We start from the raw sequence: 17,514 nt of genomic DNA, 5'->3' as shown, positions 1-17,514 counted from the left end.
ACCCGCAACGGGCCATCATGAAACGATAACGGCGGCCTGTAGCCACCGTTATCAATGTAGTGAATGACTCAGGAAACCAGTGCCAGGGGCAGGGGCTCCTCGACCTCTTCCAGCAGCTCCAGGACCGCATCGATGACCGCCGGATCCGCCAGCACCCGGTGATGTCCGCCATCGGTCAGGCGCAGCAGCCGGCTCTGCGGCCAGGCCTCGTGAATGGCCGTGGCCTCGCTCACCCGAACGTAACGATCATCCTCGGCGTGCACCACCAGACCGGGAAAGTCCAACTCGTAGCGCGCGACGTCCAGTTGCTTGGCCGCGATGCCCGAACGACTTTCGATCATCCGGATGAAGCGCGAGCGCGCCACCGGCGGCAAGCCGACCACTTTGGAGAAACCGCGCAGAACGCCGAGCACATTACTCGGTGCTCCGATGGTCACCAGGGTTTCGGTACGCAAACCCATCTGGGTAGCCAGCAAAGCGCTGGCGCCGCCCATGGAATGGCCGATCACCGCGCGCAGCGGCGGCAACTCACCGGCCGCTTCCAGGAGAGCACGGGCAAACAGCACGATGTCCGCTTCCTGGCCGGGCGACCGGCCGTGTCCAGGCCCGTCGAGGGCGATCACCCCGTATCCGGCACCCACCAGATTCTCGATCAGCGTAGCGAACTGGGTGGGCCGCCCTTCCCAGCCATGCATCAGCAGCACTGCCGGCCCTTCCCCCCAGCGCAGCGCGGACAGGCCGAAACGCAGGGTGACGCGCTCGGAGCTGGCCAGCAACGGCAACTCCCAGTCTCGCGGCGCGTGCTCGTTGGGCGTCACGAACAGCTGACGCATGCGCTCCGCCGCCCATTGCGGCGCAACGCGGCCCAGGGTGGAGTTGATTCCTCGAACCCAGCTCAGACTGCTCATTTCCGTACCTCCCTCAGATCACCGCTTTCTTCGCGGCACGCAGGACACGATCGGACAGGTCGCCCTTGCCCAGGGCACGGGCCAGCGCCAATCCGCCAATCATCAGGGCCATGTCGCTGAGCACCGCGTCGATTTCCTCCGGACGTTCAGCAAGGCTCGCCACCATCAGCTCCACGTGCTCCTCCAGCGCCTCACGGAAGCCTTCCGGGAGGTGCGCCACTTCGCTCAGGGAGCTGGGAATCGGACAGCCTTCGTCCTCGGTATCGCGGTGCTTGCGCGACAGGTAGAATTGCGCCGCCAGGGCCCGGCGCTCGGCAAAACTCATTTGCGGATCGAACATCTTCAGCCCGGCCCGACGCTTGCTCAGCAGTTGGCGGAACGCCTCCAGCATCAGCGCGTCCTTGCTCTCGAAATGCGCGTAGAAGCCGCCCACGGTCAGCCCCGCCGCCGACATCACCTCGCCCACACTGGGATCGACCGGACCGCGCTTGAGCAGCGCGCTGGTGGCAGCGGACAGGATGCGTTCGCGGGTCTGGGCCTTCTTGTCGCTCATGGCATCGCTCCAAAAATATTATGATCAGAATATTATTCTCATAATAAAAATCGGCAAGCAGAATGCGCGACCGCTGGTCGGGAGAAAATCTTTCAGGAGGGAGAAAAACAAAAGGGCCACTGAAAGTCTCAGTGGCCCTATAGGCATCGCAGAGCGATAAAAATGGCGTCCCCTAGGGGACTCGAACCCCTGTTACCGCCGTGAAAGGGCGGTGTCCTAGGCCACTAGACGAAGGGGACATATCCTTCGAAGAAACCCACCAGGCGGTGGATTCTGGCTTCATCCCGATTGGGAAATTGGTGGAGCTAGACGGGATCGAACCGTCGACCTCTTGCATGCCATGCAAGCGCTCTCCCAGCTGAGCTATAGCCCCAGATCACTCTGGCTGACGACGCGAACGCATCGTCGCTGGATAGTGGCGTCCCCTAGGGGACTCGAACCCCTGTTACCGCCGTGAAAGGGCGGTGTCCTAGGCCACTAGACGAAGGGGACGCAAAACCTTCGATTTCGGTCTTGCCAGGACAGACAAGACTTACTGGTAATTTGGTGGAGCTAGACGGGATCGAACCGTCGACCTCTTGCATGCCATGCAAGCGCTCTCCCAGCTGAGCTATAGCCCCAAAGTACCGCTGGATCTACCGTTCCGCTTCGCTCTGTCATTCAGTTCGTCGCTGGAACGGGGCGCATCTTAGGGGCGAGACGAAACCCTGTCAACAAGATTTTTTCAGATTTCTAATTTTTTTCTCCCAAAGAACAATCACTTATGTGACCGCCCCGAATCCAGGCCAACGGAATAAGCAGCCCGCCTGCCCTCCTCCAGCCATGCCAAACGCGCTGCGCAGACCTAAAAAAGGCCGGGCACCTGACGGCGACCGGCCTTCTCCAGAGTAGGAAAGATCTTAGGCGCCGATGGCGTCGCGAATCTTCTCCCACTCCTTGGCTTCTTTCTTCGACGCACCGCCCAGCAGCTCCAGCGCCTGGCGCAGGCGATAGCGCGACAGGTCGGCGCCGAGGATTTCCATGGCGTCGAGCACCGACACCGAGCTGGCCTGGCCGGTGATGGCCGGGAACATCAGCGGCATCACGTCACGCAGCTTCAGCCCCAGGTGCTCGGCCACGGCCTGGATGGTCGCGGTGATCCTGTCCTTCTCCCACTGACGCAGCGCTTCGAGCTTCCACAGCACCAGTTGCAGCACCTGGCGAACCTGGGTGGCGTCGAGCTTCTTGTGCTCGAACAGCTTGGCGTCCAGTTGCACGCCGCCGCTGAAGAAGAAGCCGGCCAGCGGGGCGATCTGGCTGAAGTTCTCCACACGGCCTTGCACGTGCGGGGCGATCTTCATCAGGTACTCGGGGTTGAGCGCCCACTTCTGCACTTCCTTGGCGAAGTCCTCGACGGACAGTTCGCGAATCCACTGACCGTTCAGCCAGGAGAGCTTCTCGATGTCGAAGATCGGGCCGCCCAGCGATACGCGGGACAGGTCGAAGTGCTCGATCATCTCCGCCAGGCTGAACTTCTCGCGCTCATCCGGCATGGACCAGCCCATGCGGCCGAGGTAGTTCAACAGGGCCTGGGGCAGCAGGCCCATGCGCTCGTAGAAGGTAATGGAGGTGGGGTTCTTGCGCTTGGACAGCTTGCTCTTGTCCGGGTTGCGCAGCAGCGGCATGTAGCAGAGCACCGGCTGCTCCCAGCCGAAGTACTCGTACAGCTTGATCAGCTTGGGCGCCGAGGGCAGCCACTCCTCGCCACGCAGAACGTGGGTGATGCCCATCAGGTGGTCGTCGACCACGTTGGCCAGGAAGTAGGTGGGCAGGCCGTCGGCCTTCATCAGCACCTGCATGTCCATGCGGTCCCACGGGATTTCCACGTCGCCACGGAGCATGTCCGGCACCACGCAGACGCCCTCGGTCGGCACCTTCATGCGCACCACGTGGGATTCGCCGGCGGCGATGCGCTTGGCCGACTCTTCCTTGGTCAGGTGCATGCAGTGGCCGTCGTAGCGCGGGGTTTCCTTGCGCGCCTGCTGCTCGGCGCGCAGCGTGTCGAGGCGCTCGGCGGAGCAGAAGCAGGGGAAGGCGTGGCCTTTTTCCACCAGCTCGTCGCTGTACTGCTTATAGATGGCGCCGCGCTCGCTCTGCCGGTACGGGCCGTGCGGACCACCGACGTCCGGACCTTCGTCCCACTCGATGCCCAACCAGCGCAGCGCGTCGAAGATCTGCTGTTCCGATTCGCGGGTGGAGCGCAGCTGGTCGGTATCCTCGATACGCAGGATGAACTGGCCGCCGTGCTGACGGGCGAAGCAGAGGTTGAACAGCGCGATATAAGCGGTGCCGACGTGCGGATCACCGGTGGGGGACGGCGCGATACGGGTGCGGACAGTGGTCATGAAGGCTCTCATGTGAATCGGTGAGGACAGCGCGGGCCAGGACACGCGCTCATGGACGCGATGTTATCAGGCGGGCCGCCCCCGGCTCCAGCCAACGCTCCGCATCAATGGGCAGGTTATTGATCAGGAAGTCGAGGAAGGCCTTCACCTTCATCGCCTGGAAGCGCCGTGACGGGTAAACCGCGTAGAGCTCGCCGACCGGCAACTGCACCTGCGGCAGGACGCGCACCAGGCTGCCGTTGGCCAGTTGTCCGTCGACGATCAGTTCCGGCAGCGATGCGATCCCGGCGCCGGCCAGCACCGCCTCGCGGGCGAAGGTGATGTTGTTGCACGACAACACCCGATGGCAGGGGATGCTCTCGCCGCTCAGCGGCCAGTAGCGCTGGGAATCCGCTTGCAGCAGCACGGCGCGATGGCCGGCTAGCTCCTCGACCTGCTGCGGCTGGCCATGCAAGGCCAGGTATTCCGGGCTGGCGCACAGGCAGCGGTTGGTGATCAGCATGCGCCGGGCGATCAGGGTGGAGTCTTCCGGCTGGCCGACCATGATGACGATGTCCACGCCCTCCTCCAGCGGATCGACGCTGCGTGAGGTCAGCTCGACTTCGGCGGCGATCTGCGGGTAGAGCCGCATGAAATCGCCCAGTACCTTGCCCAGGTACATCTGGCCGAACTCGATGGGCGCAGTGATACGCAACAGTCCCGACGGCGCCTGCTGCAACTGCATCACCGCCTGCTCGGCCTCGGCGAAGTCGTGCATGATCTGCCGGCAGCGGTCGTAGTAGGCCTGCCCCACTTCGGTCAGGCGCAACTTGCGGGTGGTGCGGTTGATCAGGCGCACGCCCAGGCGCTCTTCGAGCAGGACGATGCGCCGGCTCACCGTGGACTTCTGCATGCCCAGGCTCTGCGCGGCCTGGGTGAAACTGTGCAGTTCCACGACGCGGGTGAAGATCAGCGCATCATCCAGCCCCATGATTGTTCCTTATAAGCAACAAAGTTTCCGAAGTGTAGCGGCTACGTGCCGTCACGGAACACTGTTACATTGGCAAACATTTTTCCGTCAACCAAACGCTCGTTTAACTATGCCTGCCCAACTGCAACGTCGCCTGACCGTGTTCCTGGCCATCCTCGTGGTGGTCGCCCTCGCCTTCCTGGCGCGCTGGTATTTCATCGGTCGCTTCGTCGAGACGACCGATAACGCCTACGTGCAGGGCGAGATCACCCGTATCGCCAGCCAGCTCGGCGCGCGCATCGACGAAGTGCTGGTGCAGGACAACCAGCACGTGGAGAAGGGCCAGTTGCTAGTCAAGCTCGAAGCCGACGACTTCAAGCTCGCCCTGGACCGCGCCAAGGCCACCCTGGCCACCCGCGAGGCGGAGCTGGAGCAGGCTCGCAGCAAGCTCAAGGGGCAGTCGAGCACCATCGCCGCCAGCGAAGCCGACGTGAACGCCAGCCAGGCGACCCTCGGCCGCGCCGAAGTCGACCTGGGCCGCGCCCAGGCGCTGCGGGGGCCGGGGTACGTCTCGGAAGAGCGCGTCACCACCCTTACCGCCGACTCCCGCGTCGCACGTTCCCAGGTCGCCAAGGCCCAGGCCGACCTGCAGGCCCAGCGCGTCCAGCGCGCCACCCTCGGCACCGATGTCCAGCGCCTGCAAGCGCAGATCGAGAGCGCCCGCGCCGACATCGCCCAGGCCGAGCTCAACCTGGCCCGTACCGAAATCCGCGCACCGGTGAGCGGCCTGGTCGGCCAGCGCAACGCCCGCATCGGCCAGTACGTGCAGGTCGGCACCCAGCTGCTGTCGCTGGTGCCGGACGACGGCATCTGGATCCAGGCCAACTTCAAGGAAACCCAGATCGGCAAGATGCGTCCGGGACAGAAGGCACGCCTGGTGTTCGACTCCTTCCCCGACACCCCCATCGACGGCGAAGTGCAGAGCCTGTTCGCTGCCTCCGGCGCGCAGTTCAGCCTGCTGCCGCCGGACAACGCCACCGGCAACTTCACCAAGGTGGTGCAGCGCATTCCGGTCAAGATCACCTTCGCCGATGACAACCCGCTCAAGGGCCTGATCCGCCCGGGCATGTCGGTCGATGCCGAGGTCGAGTTGCGTGTCCGCTGATGCCCTGGTGCGGCCGGCCGGGGAGCCGACCCGCCGCGACTGGATCGCCGTGTTCAGCGCCATGCTCGGCGCCTTCATGGCGGTGCTCGACATCCAGATCACCAACTCCTCGCTGAAGGACATCCAGGGCGCGCTGGCCGCCACCCTGGAGGAAGGCTCGTGGATTTCCACTTCCTACCTGGTGGCGGAAATCATCATGATCCCGCTCACCGCCTGGCTGGTGCAACTGCTCTCGGCACGGCGGCTGGCCTGGATGATTTCCACCGGTTTCCTGTTCTCCTCCCTGCTTTGCTCCTTCGCCTGGAATCTGGAGAGCATGATCGTGTTCCGCGCCATGCAGGGCTTCACCGGCGGCGCGCTGATCCCGCTGGCCTTCACCCTGGCGCTGATCAAGCTGCCGGAACACCACCGCCCCAAGGGCATGGCGCTGTTCGCCATCACCGCCACCTTCGCGCCCTCCATCGGCCCGACCCTGGGCGGTTGGCTGACCGAGAACTTCGGCTGGGAATACATCTTCTACATCAATATCCCGCCGGGCCTGTTGATGATCGCCGGCCTGCTCTACGGCCTAGAGAAGAAGCCGCCGCACTGGGAACTGCTGAAGAGCACCGACTACGCCGGCATCGTCACCATGGCCATCGGCCTGGGCTGCCTGCAGGTGTTCCTGGAAGAAGGCCACCGCAAGGACTGGCTGGAATCCAACCTGATCGTCGGCCTGGGCAGCATCGCCCTGGTCAGCCTGATCCTCTTCGTGATCCTGCAGACCTCGCGGCCCAACCCGCTGATCAACCTGGGCATTCTGCGCAACCGCAACTTCGGCCTGTCGAGCATTTCCAGCATCGGCCTGGGGATGGGGCTGTACGGCTCGATCTACGTGCTGCCGCTGTACCTGGCACAGATCCAGGGCTACAACGCCATGCAGATCGGCGAGGTGATCATGTGGATGGGCATACCGCAGCTGTTCCTCATTCCGCTGATTCCCAAGCTGATGAAGATCGTCGAGCCGCGTCTGCTCTGCGCCCTGGGCTTCGGCCTGTTCGGTCTGGCCAGCTTCTGTTCCGGCGTGCTCAATCCGGACTTCGCCGGCCCGCAGTTCAACCAGATCCAGCTGCTGCGCGCCCTCGGCCAGCCAATGGTGATGGTCACCATCTCACTGATCGCCACCGTCTACCTGCAACCGCAGGACGCCGGCTCCGCCTCCAGCCTGTTCAACATCCTGCGCAACCTCGGCGGCGCCATCGGCATCGCCCTGCTGGCTACGCTGCTGGATAGCCGCGCCAAGGTCTACTACGACTACCTGCGTGAAGCAGTGGTGCCAGTGAATGGCGCGGTGGACGAACGTCTGGCGCAACTGACTTCGCAGCTGGGCACCCAGCAGGCGGCGCTGGGCAAGATCAGCGAGATCGTCCACCAGCAGGCGGCGATCATGGCCTACAACGACGCCTTCCACGCCATCGGCGTCGTCCTGGCGGTCAGCATGGTGGCGGTGCTGCTGACCCGTCCACTGCCGGCCGGCGTGGGTGCTGGGGCGGGAGCCGGGGCGCACTGAGCGGCCAGATCGATCGTTCGGCCTTGCTTCGGGACCAGCCCAAAAGCCCCTCACCCCAGCCCTCTCCCAGAGGGAGAGGGAGCCGTTCGGCATCTGTGGCAAAACGGAGTTATCCGGCGAGCACCAGACTACCAGCCCACTCAGGACAGTCCCCTCTCCCTCCGGGAGAGGGTCAGGGTGAGGGCCTGAATTGGCACAGGCCATCGGGGCGGCGGTCGCTCAGCCCATCGCCACCATACGGTCGCGCAACTTGCCGATCTCGTCGCGCACCCCGGCAGCGGCCTCGAACTCCAGGTCCCGCGCCAACTGGTACATGCGCTCTTCCAGCTGCTTGATGCGCTTGGCGATCTCGTCCGGCGTACGCAGCTCGTTCTCGTAGCGCCCGCTCTCCTCCGCCACCTTCGCCAGGCTGCGGCGCTTGCCCTTGGCGCCCGGCACTACGGCACCCTCGAGGATGTCCTTGATGTCCTTCTTCACGCCCTTGGGCACGATGCCGTGCTTGGCGTTGAACTCCAGCTGCTTGGCGCGGCGGCGCTCGGTCTCGTTGATCGCCCGCTGCATCGAGCCGGTGATGTTGTCGGCATAGAGGATCGCCTTGCCGTGCAGGTTCCGCGCGGCGCGGCCGATGGTCTGGATCAGCGAGCGTTCGGAACGCAGGAAGCCTTCCTTGTCCGCATCGAGGATCGCCACCAGCGCCACCTCGGGCATGTCCAGGCCCTCGCGCAGCAGGTTGATCCCCACCAGCACGTCGAAGGCGCCAGCACGCAGATCGCGGATGATCTCCACTCGCTCCACGGTGTCGATATCGGAGTGCAGGTAGCGCACCCGCACGTCGTGGTCGCCCAGGTAGTCGGTGAGGTCCTCGGCCATGCGCTTGGTCAGGGTGGTGACCAGCACGCGCTGGTCCTCCGCCACGCGTAGGCGGATCTCCGAGAGCAGGTCGTCCACCTGGGTGGTCGCCGGGCGGATTTCCACTTCCGGGTCGACCAGGCCGGTGGGGCGCACCACCTGCTCGATCACCCGGCCGGCGTGCTGATCCTCATAAGGGCCCGGGGTCGCCGAGACGAAGATGGTCTGCGGGCTGATCGCCTCCCACTCCTCGAAGCGCAGCGGCCGGTTGTCCAGCGCCGAGGGCAGGCGGAAGCCGTATTCCACCAGGGTTTCCTTGCGCGAACGGTCGCCCTTGTACATGGCGCCGACCTGGGGAACGCTGACGTGGGATTCATCGATCACCAGCAGGGAGTTGGCCGGCAGGTAGTCGTAAAGGGTCGGCGGCGGTTCGCCAGGACCGCGCCCGGAGAGGTAGCGCGAGTAGTTCTCGATGCCGTTGCAGTAGCCCAACTCGAGGATCATCTCCAGGTCGAAACGGGTGCGTTGCTCCAGGCGCTGGGCTTCCACCAGCTTGTTGTTACTGCGCAGGTATTCCAGGCGCACCTTGAGTTCGGCCTTGATCTGCTCCACCGCCTCCAGCAGCGTTTCCCGCGGGGTCACGTAGTGGCTCTTGGGGTAGAAGGTGAAGCGCGGCAACTTGGTGATCACTTCGCCGGTCAGCGGGTCGAAGGCTGCGATGTTCTCCACCTCGTCGTCGAACAGCTCGACGCGGATGGCTTCCAGGTCCGATTCCGCCGGGAAGATGTCGATGACGTCGCCACGCACTCGGAAGGTGGCGCGGGCGAAGTCCATGTCGTTGCGGGTGTACTGCAGGCTGGTCAGGCGGCGCAGCAGCTCGCGCTGGTCCATTTTGTCGCCACGATCCAGGTGCAGGACCATCTTCAGGTAGGACGCCGGGTCGCCCAGGCCATAGATCGACGACACGGTGCAGACGATGATGGCGTCCTCGCGCTCCAGCAGCGCCTTGGTCGCCGACAGCCGCATCTGCTCGATGTGGTCGTTGATCGAGGAATCCTTCTCGATATAGGTATCGGAGGACGGCACGTAGGCTTCGGGCTGGTAGTAGTCGTAGTAGGAGACGAAGTACTCCACCGCGTTGTTCGGGAAGAAGGTCTTGAACTCGCCGTAGAGCTGCGCGGCCAGGGTCTTGTTCGGCGCCAGGATCATGGTCGGGCGCTGCACCTGGGCGATGACGTTGGCGATGCTGAAGGTCTTGCCGGAGCCGGTTACCCCCAGCAGCGTCTGGTGCGACAGGCCCGCTTCCAGCCCTTCCACCATCTGTCGGATGGCTTCCGGCTGATCGCCGGCGGGCTTGAAGCGCGAATCGAGCTGGAATAACGACATGGGAACCTCGCATTGGCGTGTGACGCTTCGGTCGCCAAAGCGTCATACCAGTCGAAAAGCATGCGCGATAACTCGCCGCCTGCCATAGAGGCCTATATAATACCGGCCCGTCGACGCAACCCCCAGCGCCGTGAGCGGGGGGTTGTAATTGCACTTCACTCCCGCCTTAGAGCTGCTGCCAAAATGAGTCTGTTCTCCGCTGTCGAAATGGCCCCTCGTGACCCCATCCTGGGCCTGAACGAAGCTTTCAACGCCGATACCCGTCCGGGCAAGATCAACCTGGGCGTTGGCGTGTACTACAACGAGGAAGGTCGCCTCCCGTTGCTGCGCGCCGTCCAGGCCGCGGAGAAGGCCCGCATCGAAGCCCACGCTCCGCGCGGCTACCTGCCGATCGAAGGCATCGCCGCCTACGATTCGGGCGTGCAGAAGCTGCTGTTCGGTGCTGACTCCGAGCTGCTGGCCGAAGGCCGCGTGGTGACCACCCAGGCCGTCGGCGGTACCGGCGCGCTGAAGACCGGCGCCGACTTCCTCAAGCGCCTGCTGCCCAACGCCACCGTCGCCATCAGCGACCCGAGCTGGGAAAACCACCGCGCCCTGTTCGAAGCCGCCGGTTTCCCGGTGCAGAACTACCGCTACTACGACGCCACCACCCAGGGCGTTAACCGTGCCGGCCTGCTGGAAGACCTGAACGCCCTGCCGTCGCAGTCCATCGTTGTGCTGCACGCCTGCTGCCACAACCCAACCGGCGTCGACCTGAGCATGGACGACTGGAAACAGGTTCTGGACGTGCTCAAGGCCAAGGGCCACGTGCCGTTCCTCGACATCGCCTACCAGGGCTTCGGTGACGGCATCGACGAAGACGCCTCCGCCGTGCGCCTGTTCGCCAAGTCGGGTCTGAACTTCTTCGTGTCCAGCTCATTCTCCAAGTCGTTCTCGCTGTATGGCGAGCGCGTCGGCGCACTGTCGGTGGTGACCAACAGCCGCGAGGAATCGGCCCGCGTCCTGTCCCAGGTCAAGCGCGTGATCCGCACCAACTACTCCAACCCGCCGACCCACGGCGCCAGCGTCGTCGCTTCCGTGCTGAACAGCCCGGAACTGCGTGCCGTCTGGGAAGAAGAACTGGGCGAAATGCGCACCCGCATCCGCGCCATGCGCGAAGCCATGGTTCAGCAGCTGGCCGCCCTGGGCGCCAAGCGTGACTTCGGCTTCGTTGCCCAGCAGCGCGGCATGTTCTCCTACTCCGGCCTGACCGCCGAGCAGGTAGAACGCCTGAAGAACGAGTTCGGCATCTACGCGGTCGGCACCGGCCGTATCTGCGTCGCCGCGCTGAACAACGGCAACCTGGACACCGTGACCCGCGCCATCGTCCAGGTGCTGTAAAAAATTAAGGGGAAGTCGTCGGGGCGATGTTGACTTCCCCTTTTTAATCAGTAAGATACGCCCCGTTGTTCCGCGATAGCTCAGTCGGTAGAGCAAATGACTGTTAATCATTGGGTCCCTGGTTCGAGTCCAGGTCGCGGAGCCAAATTCGAAGCCCTCGGCACATGCCGGGGGCTTTTTCTTTGTGCCGCTGGACTCTCTCCAGGGACTGCGTCCCAGGTGATTCCTCCTTCGGGGCCGCGCTGAAGCGCGTTCGGCTGACGCCGTCGAGTCCAGGTCGCGGAGCCAAATTCAAAGCCCTCGGCACATGCCGGGGGCTTTTTCTTTGTGCCGCTGGACTCTCTCCTGGGACTGCGTCCCAGGTGATTCCCCCTTCGGGGGCGCGCTGAAGCGCGTTCGGCTGACGCCGTCGAGTCCAGGTCGCGGAGCCAAAATTCAAAGCCCTCGGCACATGCCGGGGGCTTTTTTTTGTGCCGCTGGACTCTCTCCAGGGACTGCGTCCCAGGTGATTCCCCTTCGGGGCCGCGCTGAAGCGCGTTCGGCTGACGCCGTCGAGCCCAGGTCGCGGAGCCAAATTCGAAGCCCTCGGCACACGCCGAGGGCTTTTTTCATTGGGGCACGAAAAACCGGCAAGCATCCCTGCCCCTGCGCCCCTAATAAAAAAGCCGGTCATCGACCGGCTTTCCTTTTACCAGGCAAGGCTCAGAGCGAAATCCTGTCCCGATTCTTGTCCAGGGTGCCCTTGCCAATCCCTTTCACTTCCAGGAGCTGGTCGACGCTCGTGAACGGGCCATTGGCCGTACGGTAATCGACGATCGCCTGGGCCTTGACCTTGCCGATGCCCTTCAGCGACTTCTGCAACTCTTCCACGGTCGCGGAATTGATGTTCACGGTGTCGGCCTGCGCAACCGGCGCCTTGCCGGCGGGAGCGGTGGATTCGACCGCAGGAGTCGTAACGGGCTGAGCCTTGGTGGCGGTGGCGGCATTGGTGACGCCAGTGAAGGAAAGGCAGGCCAGCAGGATGATGCTTGCGACGGAAAGCAGACTCTTCTTCATGGATCATTCCTTGATGTTTCAGGTTTCGAGGCGGGCGCCATTGCGCCGCCCGGAAAACATATCGCCAGGAATGCCCTTGAAAACGCTGGTTTAAAGAGTCGGCGGCAGATTCCGCTGCCGCCGACAGATTGCAAGGAAAGGACTGACAGTGCTCGCAGATGCGGTTCTTCCGGTTTCTGCTAGGAGCCCGCGATCAAGGCTCCATGCGTCGATGCTGGTGGATGAGGTCGACGATGTCGCCTTCCGGGCAATAGCCATTGACTGTTTCACGCAGCAACTGCCGCACCCGCGCATAGTTGCCCTGGTCAACCGCCTTGAGCAGGTCGACCAGCACCAGCTTGAAGCCCTCCCAGGGCATCAGCTCTTCGTTGGCCTTCATGATCATGGGGTGCTCGGTGGCGCTGACGTCGTCGCCGATCAGCAACTCCTCGTACAGTTTCTCGCCCGGCCGCAAGCCGCTGAACTCGATGGAGATATCACCGTGGGGCGTCCGTTCGGAGCGCACGCTCAGGCCGGACAGGTGAATCATCCGCTCGGCCAGTTCGAGAATCTTCACCGGCTGCCCCATGTCGAGCACGAACACGTCGCCGCCGCGCCCCATCGAACCCGCCTGGATCACCAACTGGGCAGCCTCGGGAATCGTCATGAAATAGCGGGTGATGCCGGGATGGGTGACCGTCACCGGCCCCCCGCGCTTGATCTGCTCCCGGAACAGCGGAATCACCGAACCGGACGAACCCAGCACGTTGCCGAAGCGAACCATGGTGAAACGGGTCTTGTTGACCTGATGCACACCGGACTTGTCACCGAACAGCACCGGCGCCGATTCCTGGCTCAGCGCCTGCAGGATCATCTCCGCCAGACGCTTGGTACTGCCCATGACGTTGGTGGGGCGCACCGCCTTGTCGGTGGAGATCAGCACGAAATTCTGGACCCCGGCCTGCACCGCCACCTGGGCCGTATGGAGCGTGCCGAGGACGTTGTTGAGCACGCCCTCGGAAATGTTGTGCTCGACGATCGGCACATGCTTGTAGGCCGCCGCATGATAGACGGTGGCCACCTTCCAGGTCCGCATGACGTCGAGCAGCCGCTCGGGGCTGCGCACGGAGCCCAGGATCGGCACCAACTGGACCGCCAGGGACTCGCGCCTGACGCGCATATCCAGTTCCTGGTGGACACGGTAGAGGTTGTACTCACTGTGCTCGAACAGGACCAGCACCGTCGGCGAGGAAGCCAGGATCTGACGACAGAGCTCCGAGCCGATGGAGCCCCCCGCGCCCGTCACCATGACCGCCTGACCACGGATACAGTGCTCGAACAACTCCTTGCGCGGCTCGACCGCATCCCGCCCGAGCAGGTCGGCGATGTCCACTTCCTGGATGTCGTCCACCCGCACCCGGCCGTTGGCCAGGTCGATGAAGCCGGGAACACTGCGCACATGCAGCGGATAGGGTTCCAGCAAACCCAGGATCTCGCGACGGCGCGCACGCGATGCGGACGGAATCGCCAGCAGCACTTCCTGCGCGCCGGTCTCCTCGATCAGTTGCTGGATGTGTTTGGGCTTGTACACGCGAAGGCCGGCGATGATCCGGTTGGCGATCTCGTCGTCGTCATCGATGAAGGCCACCGGTCGCATGGCCCGTCCCAGACGCAAGGCGGCGACCAGTTGGTTGCCTGCCGAGCCCGCCCCGTACACGACCACCTTCGGCAGGCCGTCCTGCTTGTTGAAGAACGGCACCGCCTGAACGGCGCTGTACCAATCGCCCATGAAGTACTGGCGCATGGCCAGACGCAAGCCACCGAGCATCAGCAGGCTGAGCCACCAGTAATTGAATACCAGCGAACGCGGCACCGCTTCTTCGACCGAGCGATTCCAGTACACCACCAGCGACAGCAGCAACGCAGACAGCGTCACCGCCTTCCAGATGGCAATCAGCGCGTCATTGCCCAGATAGCGCATCACCGCCCGGTACATCCCGAAACGGATGAACAGCGGAATCGCCACCAGCGGCGCAGCGATGAACAGCCAGCCATGCACGCGCAACGGATACGACAGATCCTCCGTCCCCAGGCGCACGATGAACGCCATCCAGAGCGCGAACCAGACCAGAATGATGTCAGTGACGACCTGCAAGAGTCGCTTGTACCGTCGCGGAAGCCTTAGCAGGCGTTCTCGGAGCATTTGCGCTTGTCCTTCATCGAGAGCGGGGATAAAACGCCCCCGCTACATTGACCACCATTTCCAATGGAGTTCAGCTCACATCCTGATCATCCGGACGACCTGCACCCAGACGAGCTACGACAAGCACCAAAGGAGCATAGGCCACAATCAGTGCCAACAAACCTGGAACCCGGCCCAGGCTGACCAGAACCGCCAGCGGCATCAACCAGCACAGGTTGATGCCGGTAATCGCCAGCGACACCCGCAGGTGGCTGCCGCAGCGCCGCGAGGCACGCTGATAGGCATGGCTTCGATGCGCCTCATAGACCCGCTCACCGCGAATCAGGCGATGGAGCAAGGTGTAGCTCGCATCCACCACGAACACCCCGAGCAGGATCAGCCAACTCCACAGCAGCGGCGGTGATACCCACCCCGCCTGGAGCGCCATCCCCCCCAGCACGACCCCGAGAAAACCGCTGCCGGCATCCCCCATGAAAATACGCGCCGGGGGGAAATTCCATACCAGAAACCCCGCGGTCGCCATGGCCAGGATCAATGGAAGCCACGCCTGCGAGGCCGCCCCGACCAACCAGTAGCACAGAGCCCCGGCCAGACAGACGCTGATAGCCTCCAGGCTGGCGATGCCATCGATGCCATCCATGAAGTTGTACAGGTTGAGCAGCCAGACCAGGAATACCAAGGCTAGCAGATCTCCTGCCAGACCCAGGTCAATCTCACCCCACGGCACGGACAGCACCGGCAGGCCGCCCACCCAGTACATCAACCATCCGGCCCCGGCGAAATGCCCAAGCAGGCGCCAACGGGCCGGAATATGCCGATGATCATCCAGGAAACCAATGACAGCCACCCAGGCGCCAGCAGGCAACAAAGCCACCAGGCTGCGAACGTCCACCGCTCCCAGAACAGCCGCCAGAGCCAGGCAGCCGAGGAAACCCACCACGATGGCGACACCGCCGCCCCGGGGCGTCGGAATCTGGTGCGAGCTGCGAGCATTGGGGATATCCATGATGCTCCGCGCCAGCGCATAGCGCCGCATCCCCCAGGTCATCGCCAAGGACGCCAGGAAGACCGCCGCCAACAATACTTCCATGCTCATTGACCTCGACGCTCCCTGTACCATTGCGCGGTTTCCCGGATAGCCTGCTTCACCGGCACCGGAGGCTGCCAATCCAGAACCTGGCGGGTGCTGGAGATATCCACCTGCAGCGAGCCGAGCAGGCGCTGCACCTGCTGGCTGCGACCGCTAAGCAGCCCGAGCGTTCGCAGGGCCAGGGCCGGCACCGGCAGCAAGCGCGGGTGCACGCCCAACGCCTCGCTCAGTTCGCGGCACAATTGCGCCGTGGACAGATCCTGCCCGTCGCTGGCCAGGAACACCCGGCCGGCCGCCGCGGGATGACGTGCGCACAGCAGCAGCAGATCGACCAGATTGTCCCGCGCCACCAGGCTGCGACGATTGTCGATGGCCGCGAAGGGCAATGGCAGCCGCCGTTGCAGCGCCCCCATCAGACTGGCGAAATTGGCCTTGACGCCCGGCCCATAGACCAGCGGCGGCCGAACCACCACCACCTCGAGGCCGGTCTCTTCTGCCAACGCGAACAGCATCTGCTCCGCTTCGAGCTTGGACTGGCCGTATGGGTCCTGCGGATTCGCGACCGAATCAGCACGGTACGGCTGTCCCGGCTCGGTTTCCTCACCGTTGACCTTGATGGAGCTGACGTAGACGAAGCGCTTCACGCCCACCGCGACCGCCTGTCGCGCCAGCTCGCGAGTCGCCTCGACGTTCACCGCGCGGAACTCGGTCAGCGGATCGGCGGCGCGCTCGTCCATGACATGCACTCGCGCGGCGGCATGAATCACCACGTCGATCCCGCGCACGGCCTCCTCCCAGCACTGGGAAGCACTCAGGCCTTCGATATGCACACACTCGATGCCGCCCGGCAGCTCATCCGGCAGCCGCCGCACGGCGATGCGCACACCCACGCCCGGCTCCGCGCACAAAAGCGCCAGCATGCCTCGACCGACAAAACCTGTCGCACCCGTCAGTAAAACCTTCAATCCTGTACCTGTAGAATCTGACGCCCACGGCGTCATCCAGAGAGTCGTGCGAACTCGCGCTAGAGGGGCGAGATGACCGGCCGCAGCGCATTCCAGGCATGGCAGCTCGGGCACTGCCAGTGCAGCTCCCGCCCAGCGAAACCACAGCGGCTGCAGCGATAGCGCGGCATTGTCCTATACAAGCCGATGATAATTGGAGCAATTTTTTCGATGCCAGAAGGATTGCCGTCCGCCGTGCCCAGCCCACCCAGGAATTCGCCCACGCCCTGCCAGGAGGGGCGCTGCTCGACACGCCGCAACAGGCTGTCGCGCCAGTACGTCGAAGCGCCGTCGTCCTCGGTCTCGGCCAGGACCGCCAGAATCAACGGCGGCACCTCTTCGGACTCCGCCAGGCTGCGGAGGAACTCTCGAACCAGCGGCACACCCAGGCAATCGTAACGTCGCAACAGCGGCACGATCTCCCCAACGAAAGCCTTGGCGTCACGCGCCAGCTCCCCCATGGTGGCGACGGCCGCGGGATGATCCTGCCGCCACAGCTCGCAGCCCAGGCGCATCAACAGCGCCCGCACGCAATGACGATCCACCCGTCGGGCTTCGCGCAGAAGTTCCTGCATGCCGCTGCGGTCGCCACTTCGGCCCTTCTCCTGGGCCAGCTCACAGTAGTAATTGGCCAGCGCCGCCACCAGTTCAGGCCGGCTGGGCACCAGTTGGGCCGCCAGCTCGATCGCTCGGGACCAATCCTTCTCCCGTTCGCAGATCAGCCGTTGCTCGTCGAGCGCTTCGAGGGAAATCGGCTCCCCCTGCTGGTGGACCAGTTCATCCAGCAGCTCCTCGGCACTGCCGAGCAGCCCACCGGCGATGAAGTCCCGCGCCAGCTCGAGGCGCACCTGGGAGGCCAGCGAAACATCCTCGCCAGCGCGCCCGAGAAGGTCCTGGTGAATATGAATGGCTTTTTCGATATCGCCCCGCCGGCGGAACAGATTGCCGACGTGCAAATGACTTTCCAGCGTTTCCGGGCTCAGCACCAGGCCTTGGGAAAGATTTTCCAGCGCATCGTCGGAGTGACGCTCCAGCAGGTTGTGCATGCTGTGGATGCGC

Annotated in this window: 13 protein-coding genes and 5 tRNA genes; 4 read left to right on the top strand and 14 right to left on the bottom strand. The window is 64.0% G+C overall.

Translation table 11 applies throughout. The features are described 5' to 3' along the window. Window positions 1–68 precede the first annotated feature (68 nt). The 8 genes from ACNFBT_RS03575 to ACNFBT_RS03540 all read right to left on the bottom strand — a co-directional run bounded on the left by ACNFBT_RS03575 (window position 69) and on the right by ACNFBT_RS03540 (window position 4,815). A complete protein-coding gene (locus tag ACNFBT_RS03575) occupies window positions 69–908 on the bottom strand; it encodes an alpha/beta fold hydrolase (protein WP_416746490.1) in 840 nt (279 codons plus the stop codon). A gap of 13 nt (window positions 909–921) precedes the next feature. After that, window positions 922–1,461 (bottom strand): TetR/AcrR family transcriptional regulator, encoded by a 540-nt coding sequence (locus ACNFBT_RS03570; protein ID WP_416746488.1) that lies wholly within the window; start codon window positions 1,459–1,461, stop codon window positions 922–924. Window positions 1,462–1,624: 163 nt separating this feature from the next. Beyond that, window positions 1,625–1,700 (bottom strand) — tRNA-Glu (locus ACNFBT_RS03565). Window positions 1,701–1,758: 58 nt separating this feature from the next. Then, window positions 1,759–1,834 (bottom strand) — tRNA-Ala (locus ACNFBT_RS03560). Window positions 1,835–1,877: 43 nt separating this feature from the next. Beyond that, window positions 1,878–1,953 (bottom strand) — tRNA-Glu (locus tag ACNFBT_RS03555). A gap of 52 nt (window positions 1,954–2,005) precedes the next feature. Next, a tRNA-Ala gene (locus ACNFBT_RS03550) sits at window positions 2,006–2,081 on the bottom strand. Between the two features lie 279 nt (window positions 2,082–2,360). Continuing rightward, window positions 2,361–3,845 carry a glutamate--tRNA ligase gene (gene gltX / locus ACNFBT_RS03545; RefSeq protein ID WP_416746486.1) on the bottom strand — a complete coding sequence of 495 codons (1,485 nt, stop codon included), beginning with the start codon at window positions 3,843–3,845 and terminating at the stop codon, window positions 2,361–2,363. A 49-nt stretch (window positions 3,846–3,894) separates the two neighbouring features. Next, a complete protein-coding gene (locus ACNFBT_RS03540; RefSeq protein ID WP_416746484.1) occupies window positions 3,895–4,815 on the bottom strand; it encodes a LysR family transcriptional regulator in 921 nt (306 codons plus the stop codon). Between the two features lie 109 nt (window positions 4,816–4,924). On the opposite strand from ACNFBT_RS03540, the gene ACNFBT_RS03535 reads away from it, so the two are divergent. Next, complete coding sequence (locus ACNFBT_RS03535; protein ID WP_416746482.1) at window positions 4,925–5,959, top strand: HlyD family secretion protein; 1,035 nt, start codon at window positions 4,925–4,927, stop codon at window positions 5,957–5,959. A 49-nt stretch (window positions 5,960–6,008) separates the two neighbouring features. Further along, a complete protein-coding gene (locus tag ACNFBT_RS03530) occupies window positions 6,009–7,508 on the top strand; it encodes an MDR family MFS transporter (RefSeq protein ID WP_416747195.1) in 1,500 nt (499 codons plus the stop codon). 219 nt (window positions 7,509–7,727) lie between these two features. Here ACNFBT_RS03530 and uvrB read toward each other — a convergent pair whose 3' ends face one another. Then, the gene (gene uvrB / locus ACNFBT_RS03525) at window positions 7,728–9,743 is read right to left on the bottom strand and encodes an excinuclease ABC subunit UvrB (RefSeq protein ID WP_416746480.1); all 2,016 of its coding nucleotides are present in this window, start codon (window positions 9,741–9,743) and stop codon (window positions 7,728–7,730) included. Between the two features lie 183 nt (window positions 9,744–9,926). Here uvrB and ACNFBT_RS03520 point away from each other — a divergent pair, with 183 nt between their 5' ends. After that, window positions 9,927–11,123 (top strand): amino acid aminotransferase, encoded by a 1,197-nt coding sequence (locus tag ACNFBT_RS03520; RefSeq protein WP_416746478.1) that lies wholly within the window; start codon window positions 9,927–9,929, stop codon window positions 11,121–11,123. A 69-nt stretch (window positions 11,124–11,192) separates the two neighbouring features. Next, window positions 11,193–11,268: transfer RNA gene (locus ACNFBT_RS03515), tRNA-Asn, on the top strand. Window positions 11,269–11,825: 557 nt separating this feature from the next. Here the strand turns inward: ACNFBT_RS03515 and ACNFBT_RS03510 are convergent. The 5 genes from ACNFBT_RS03510 to ACNFBT_RS03490 form a co-directional block, all read right to left on the bottom strand. Next, complete coding sequence (locus ACNFBT_RS03510) at window positions 11,826–12,179, bottom strand: ComEA family DNA-binding protein (RefSeq protein WP_416746476.1); 354 nt, start codon at window positions 12,177–12,179, stop codon at window positions 11,826–11,828. Between the two features lie 193 nt (window positions 12,180–12,372). Next, complete coding sequence (locus ACNFBT_RS03505) at window positions 12,373–14,361, bottom strand: polysaccharide biosynthesis protein (protein ID WP_416746474.1); 1,989 nt, start codon at window positions 14,359–14,361, stop codon at window positions 12,373–12,375. A gap of 70 nt (window positions 14,362–14,431) precedes the next feature. Further along, window positions 14,432–15,457 carry an MraY family glycosyltransferase gene (locus ACNFBT_RS03500; RefSeq protein WP_416746472.1) on the bottom strand — a complete coding sequence of 342 codons (1,026 nt, stop codon included), beginning with the start codon at window positions 15,455–15,457 and terminating at the stop codon, window positions 14,432–14,434. After that, entirely contained in the window at window positions 15,454–16,416 is a 963-nt protein-coding gene (locus ACNFBT_RS03495; RefSeq protein ID WP_416746471.1) for a UDP-glucose 4-epimerase family protein, read from the bottom strand. The genes ACNFBT_RS03500 and ACNFBT_RS03495 overlap by 4 nt, the downstream gene beginning before the upstream one ends. Window positions 16,417–16,475: 59 nt before the next feature. Then, window positions 16,476–17,501: a hypothetical protein gene (locus ACNFBT_RS03490; protein WP_416746470.1), complete on the bottom strand. Its 1,026-nt coding sequence runs from the start codon at window positions 17,499–17,501 to the stop codon at window positions 16,476–16,478. Between the last annotated feature and the right edge of the window lie 13 nt (window positions 17,502–17,514).

The sequence above is a fragment of the Pseudomonas sp. NY15181 genome, from assembly GCF_048068055.1.
GTDB lineage: Bacteria > Pseudomonadota > Gammaproteobacteria > Pseudomonadales > Pseudomonadaceae > Pseudomonas.
This window is presented reverse-complemented; position numbering and strand designations above follow the sequence as displayed.

Coding starts and splice junctions, on each gene's coding strand:
- ACNFBT_RS03575 (WP_416746490.1), bottom strand. CDS start 908: ATGAGCAGTCTGAGCTGGGTTCGAGGAATCAACTCCACCCTGGGCCGC.
- gltX (WP_416746486.1), bottom strand. CDS start 3,845: ATGACCACTGTCCGCACCCGTATCGCGCCGTCCCCCACCGGTGATCCG.
- ACNFBT_RS03490 (WP_416746470.1), bottom strand. CDS start 17,501: ATGCACAACCTGCTGGAGCGTCACTCCGACGATGCGCTGGAAAATCTT.
- ACNFBT_RS03500 (WP_416746472.1), bottom strand. CDS start 15,457: ATGAGCATGGAAGTATTGTTGGCGGCGGTCTTCCTGGCGTCCTTGGCG.
- ACNFBT_RS03570 (WP_416746488.1), bottom strand. CDS start 1,461: ATGAGCGACAAGAAGGCCCAGACCCGCGAACGCATCCTGTCCGCTGCC.
- ACNFBT_RS03535 (WP_416746482.1), top strand. CDS start 4,925: ATGCCTGCCCAACTGCAACGTCGCCTGACCGTGTTCCTGGCCATCCTC.
- uvrB (WP_416746480.1), bottom strand. CDS start 9,743: ATGTCGTTATTCCAGCTCGATTCGCGCTTCAAGCCCGCCGGCGATCAG.
- ACNFBT_RS03505 (WP_416746474.1), bottom strand. CDS start 14,361: ATGCTCCGAGAACGCCTGCTAAGGCTTCCGCGACGGTACAAGCGACTC.
- ACNFBT_RS03510 (WP_416746476.1), bottom strand. CDS start 12,179: ATGAAGAAGAGTCTGCTTTCCGTCGCAAGCATCATCCTGCTGGCCTGC.
- ACNFBT_RS03520 (WP_416746478.1), top strand. CDS start 9,927: ATGAGTCTGTTCTCCGCTGTCGAAATGGCCCCTCGTGACCCCATCCTG.
- ACNFBT_RS03540 (WP_416746484.1), bottom strand. CDS start 4,815: ATGGGGCTGGATGATGCGCTGATCTTCACCCGCGTCGTGGAACTGCAC.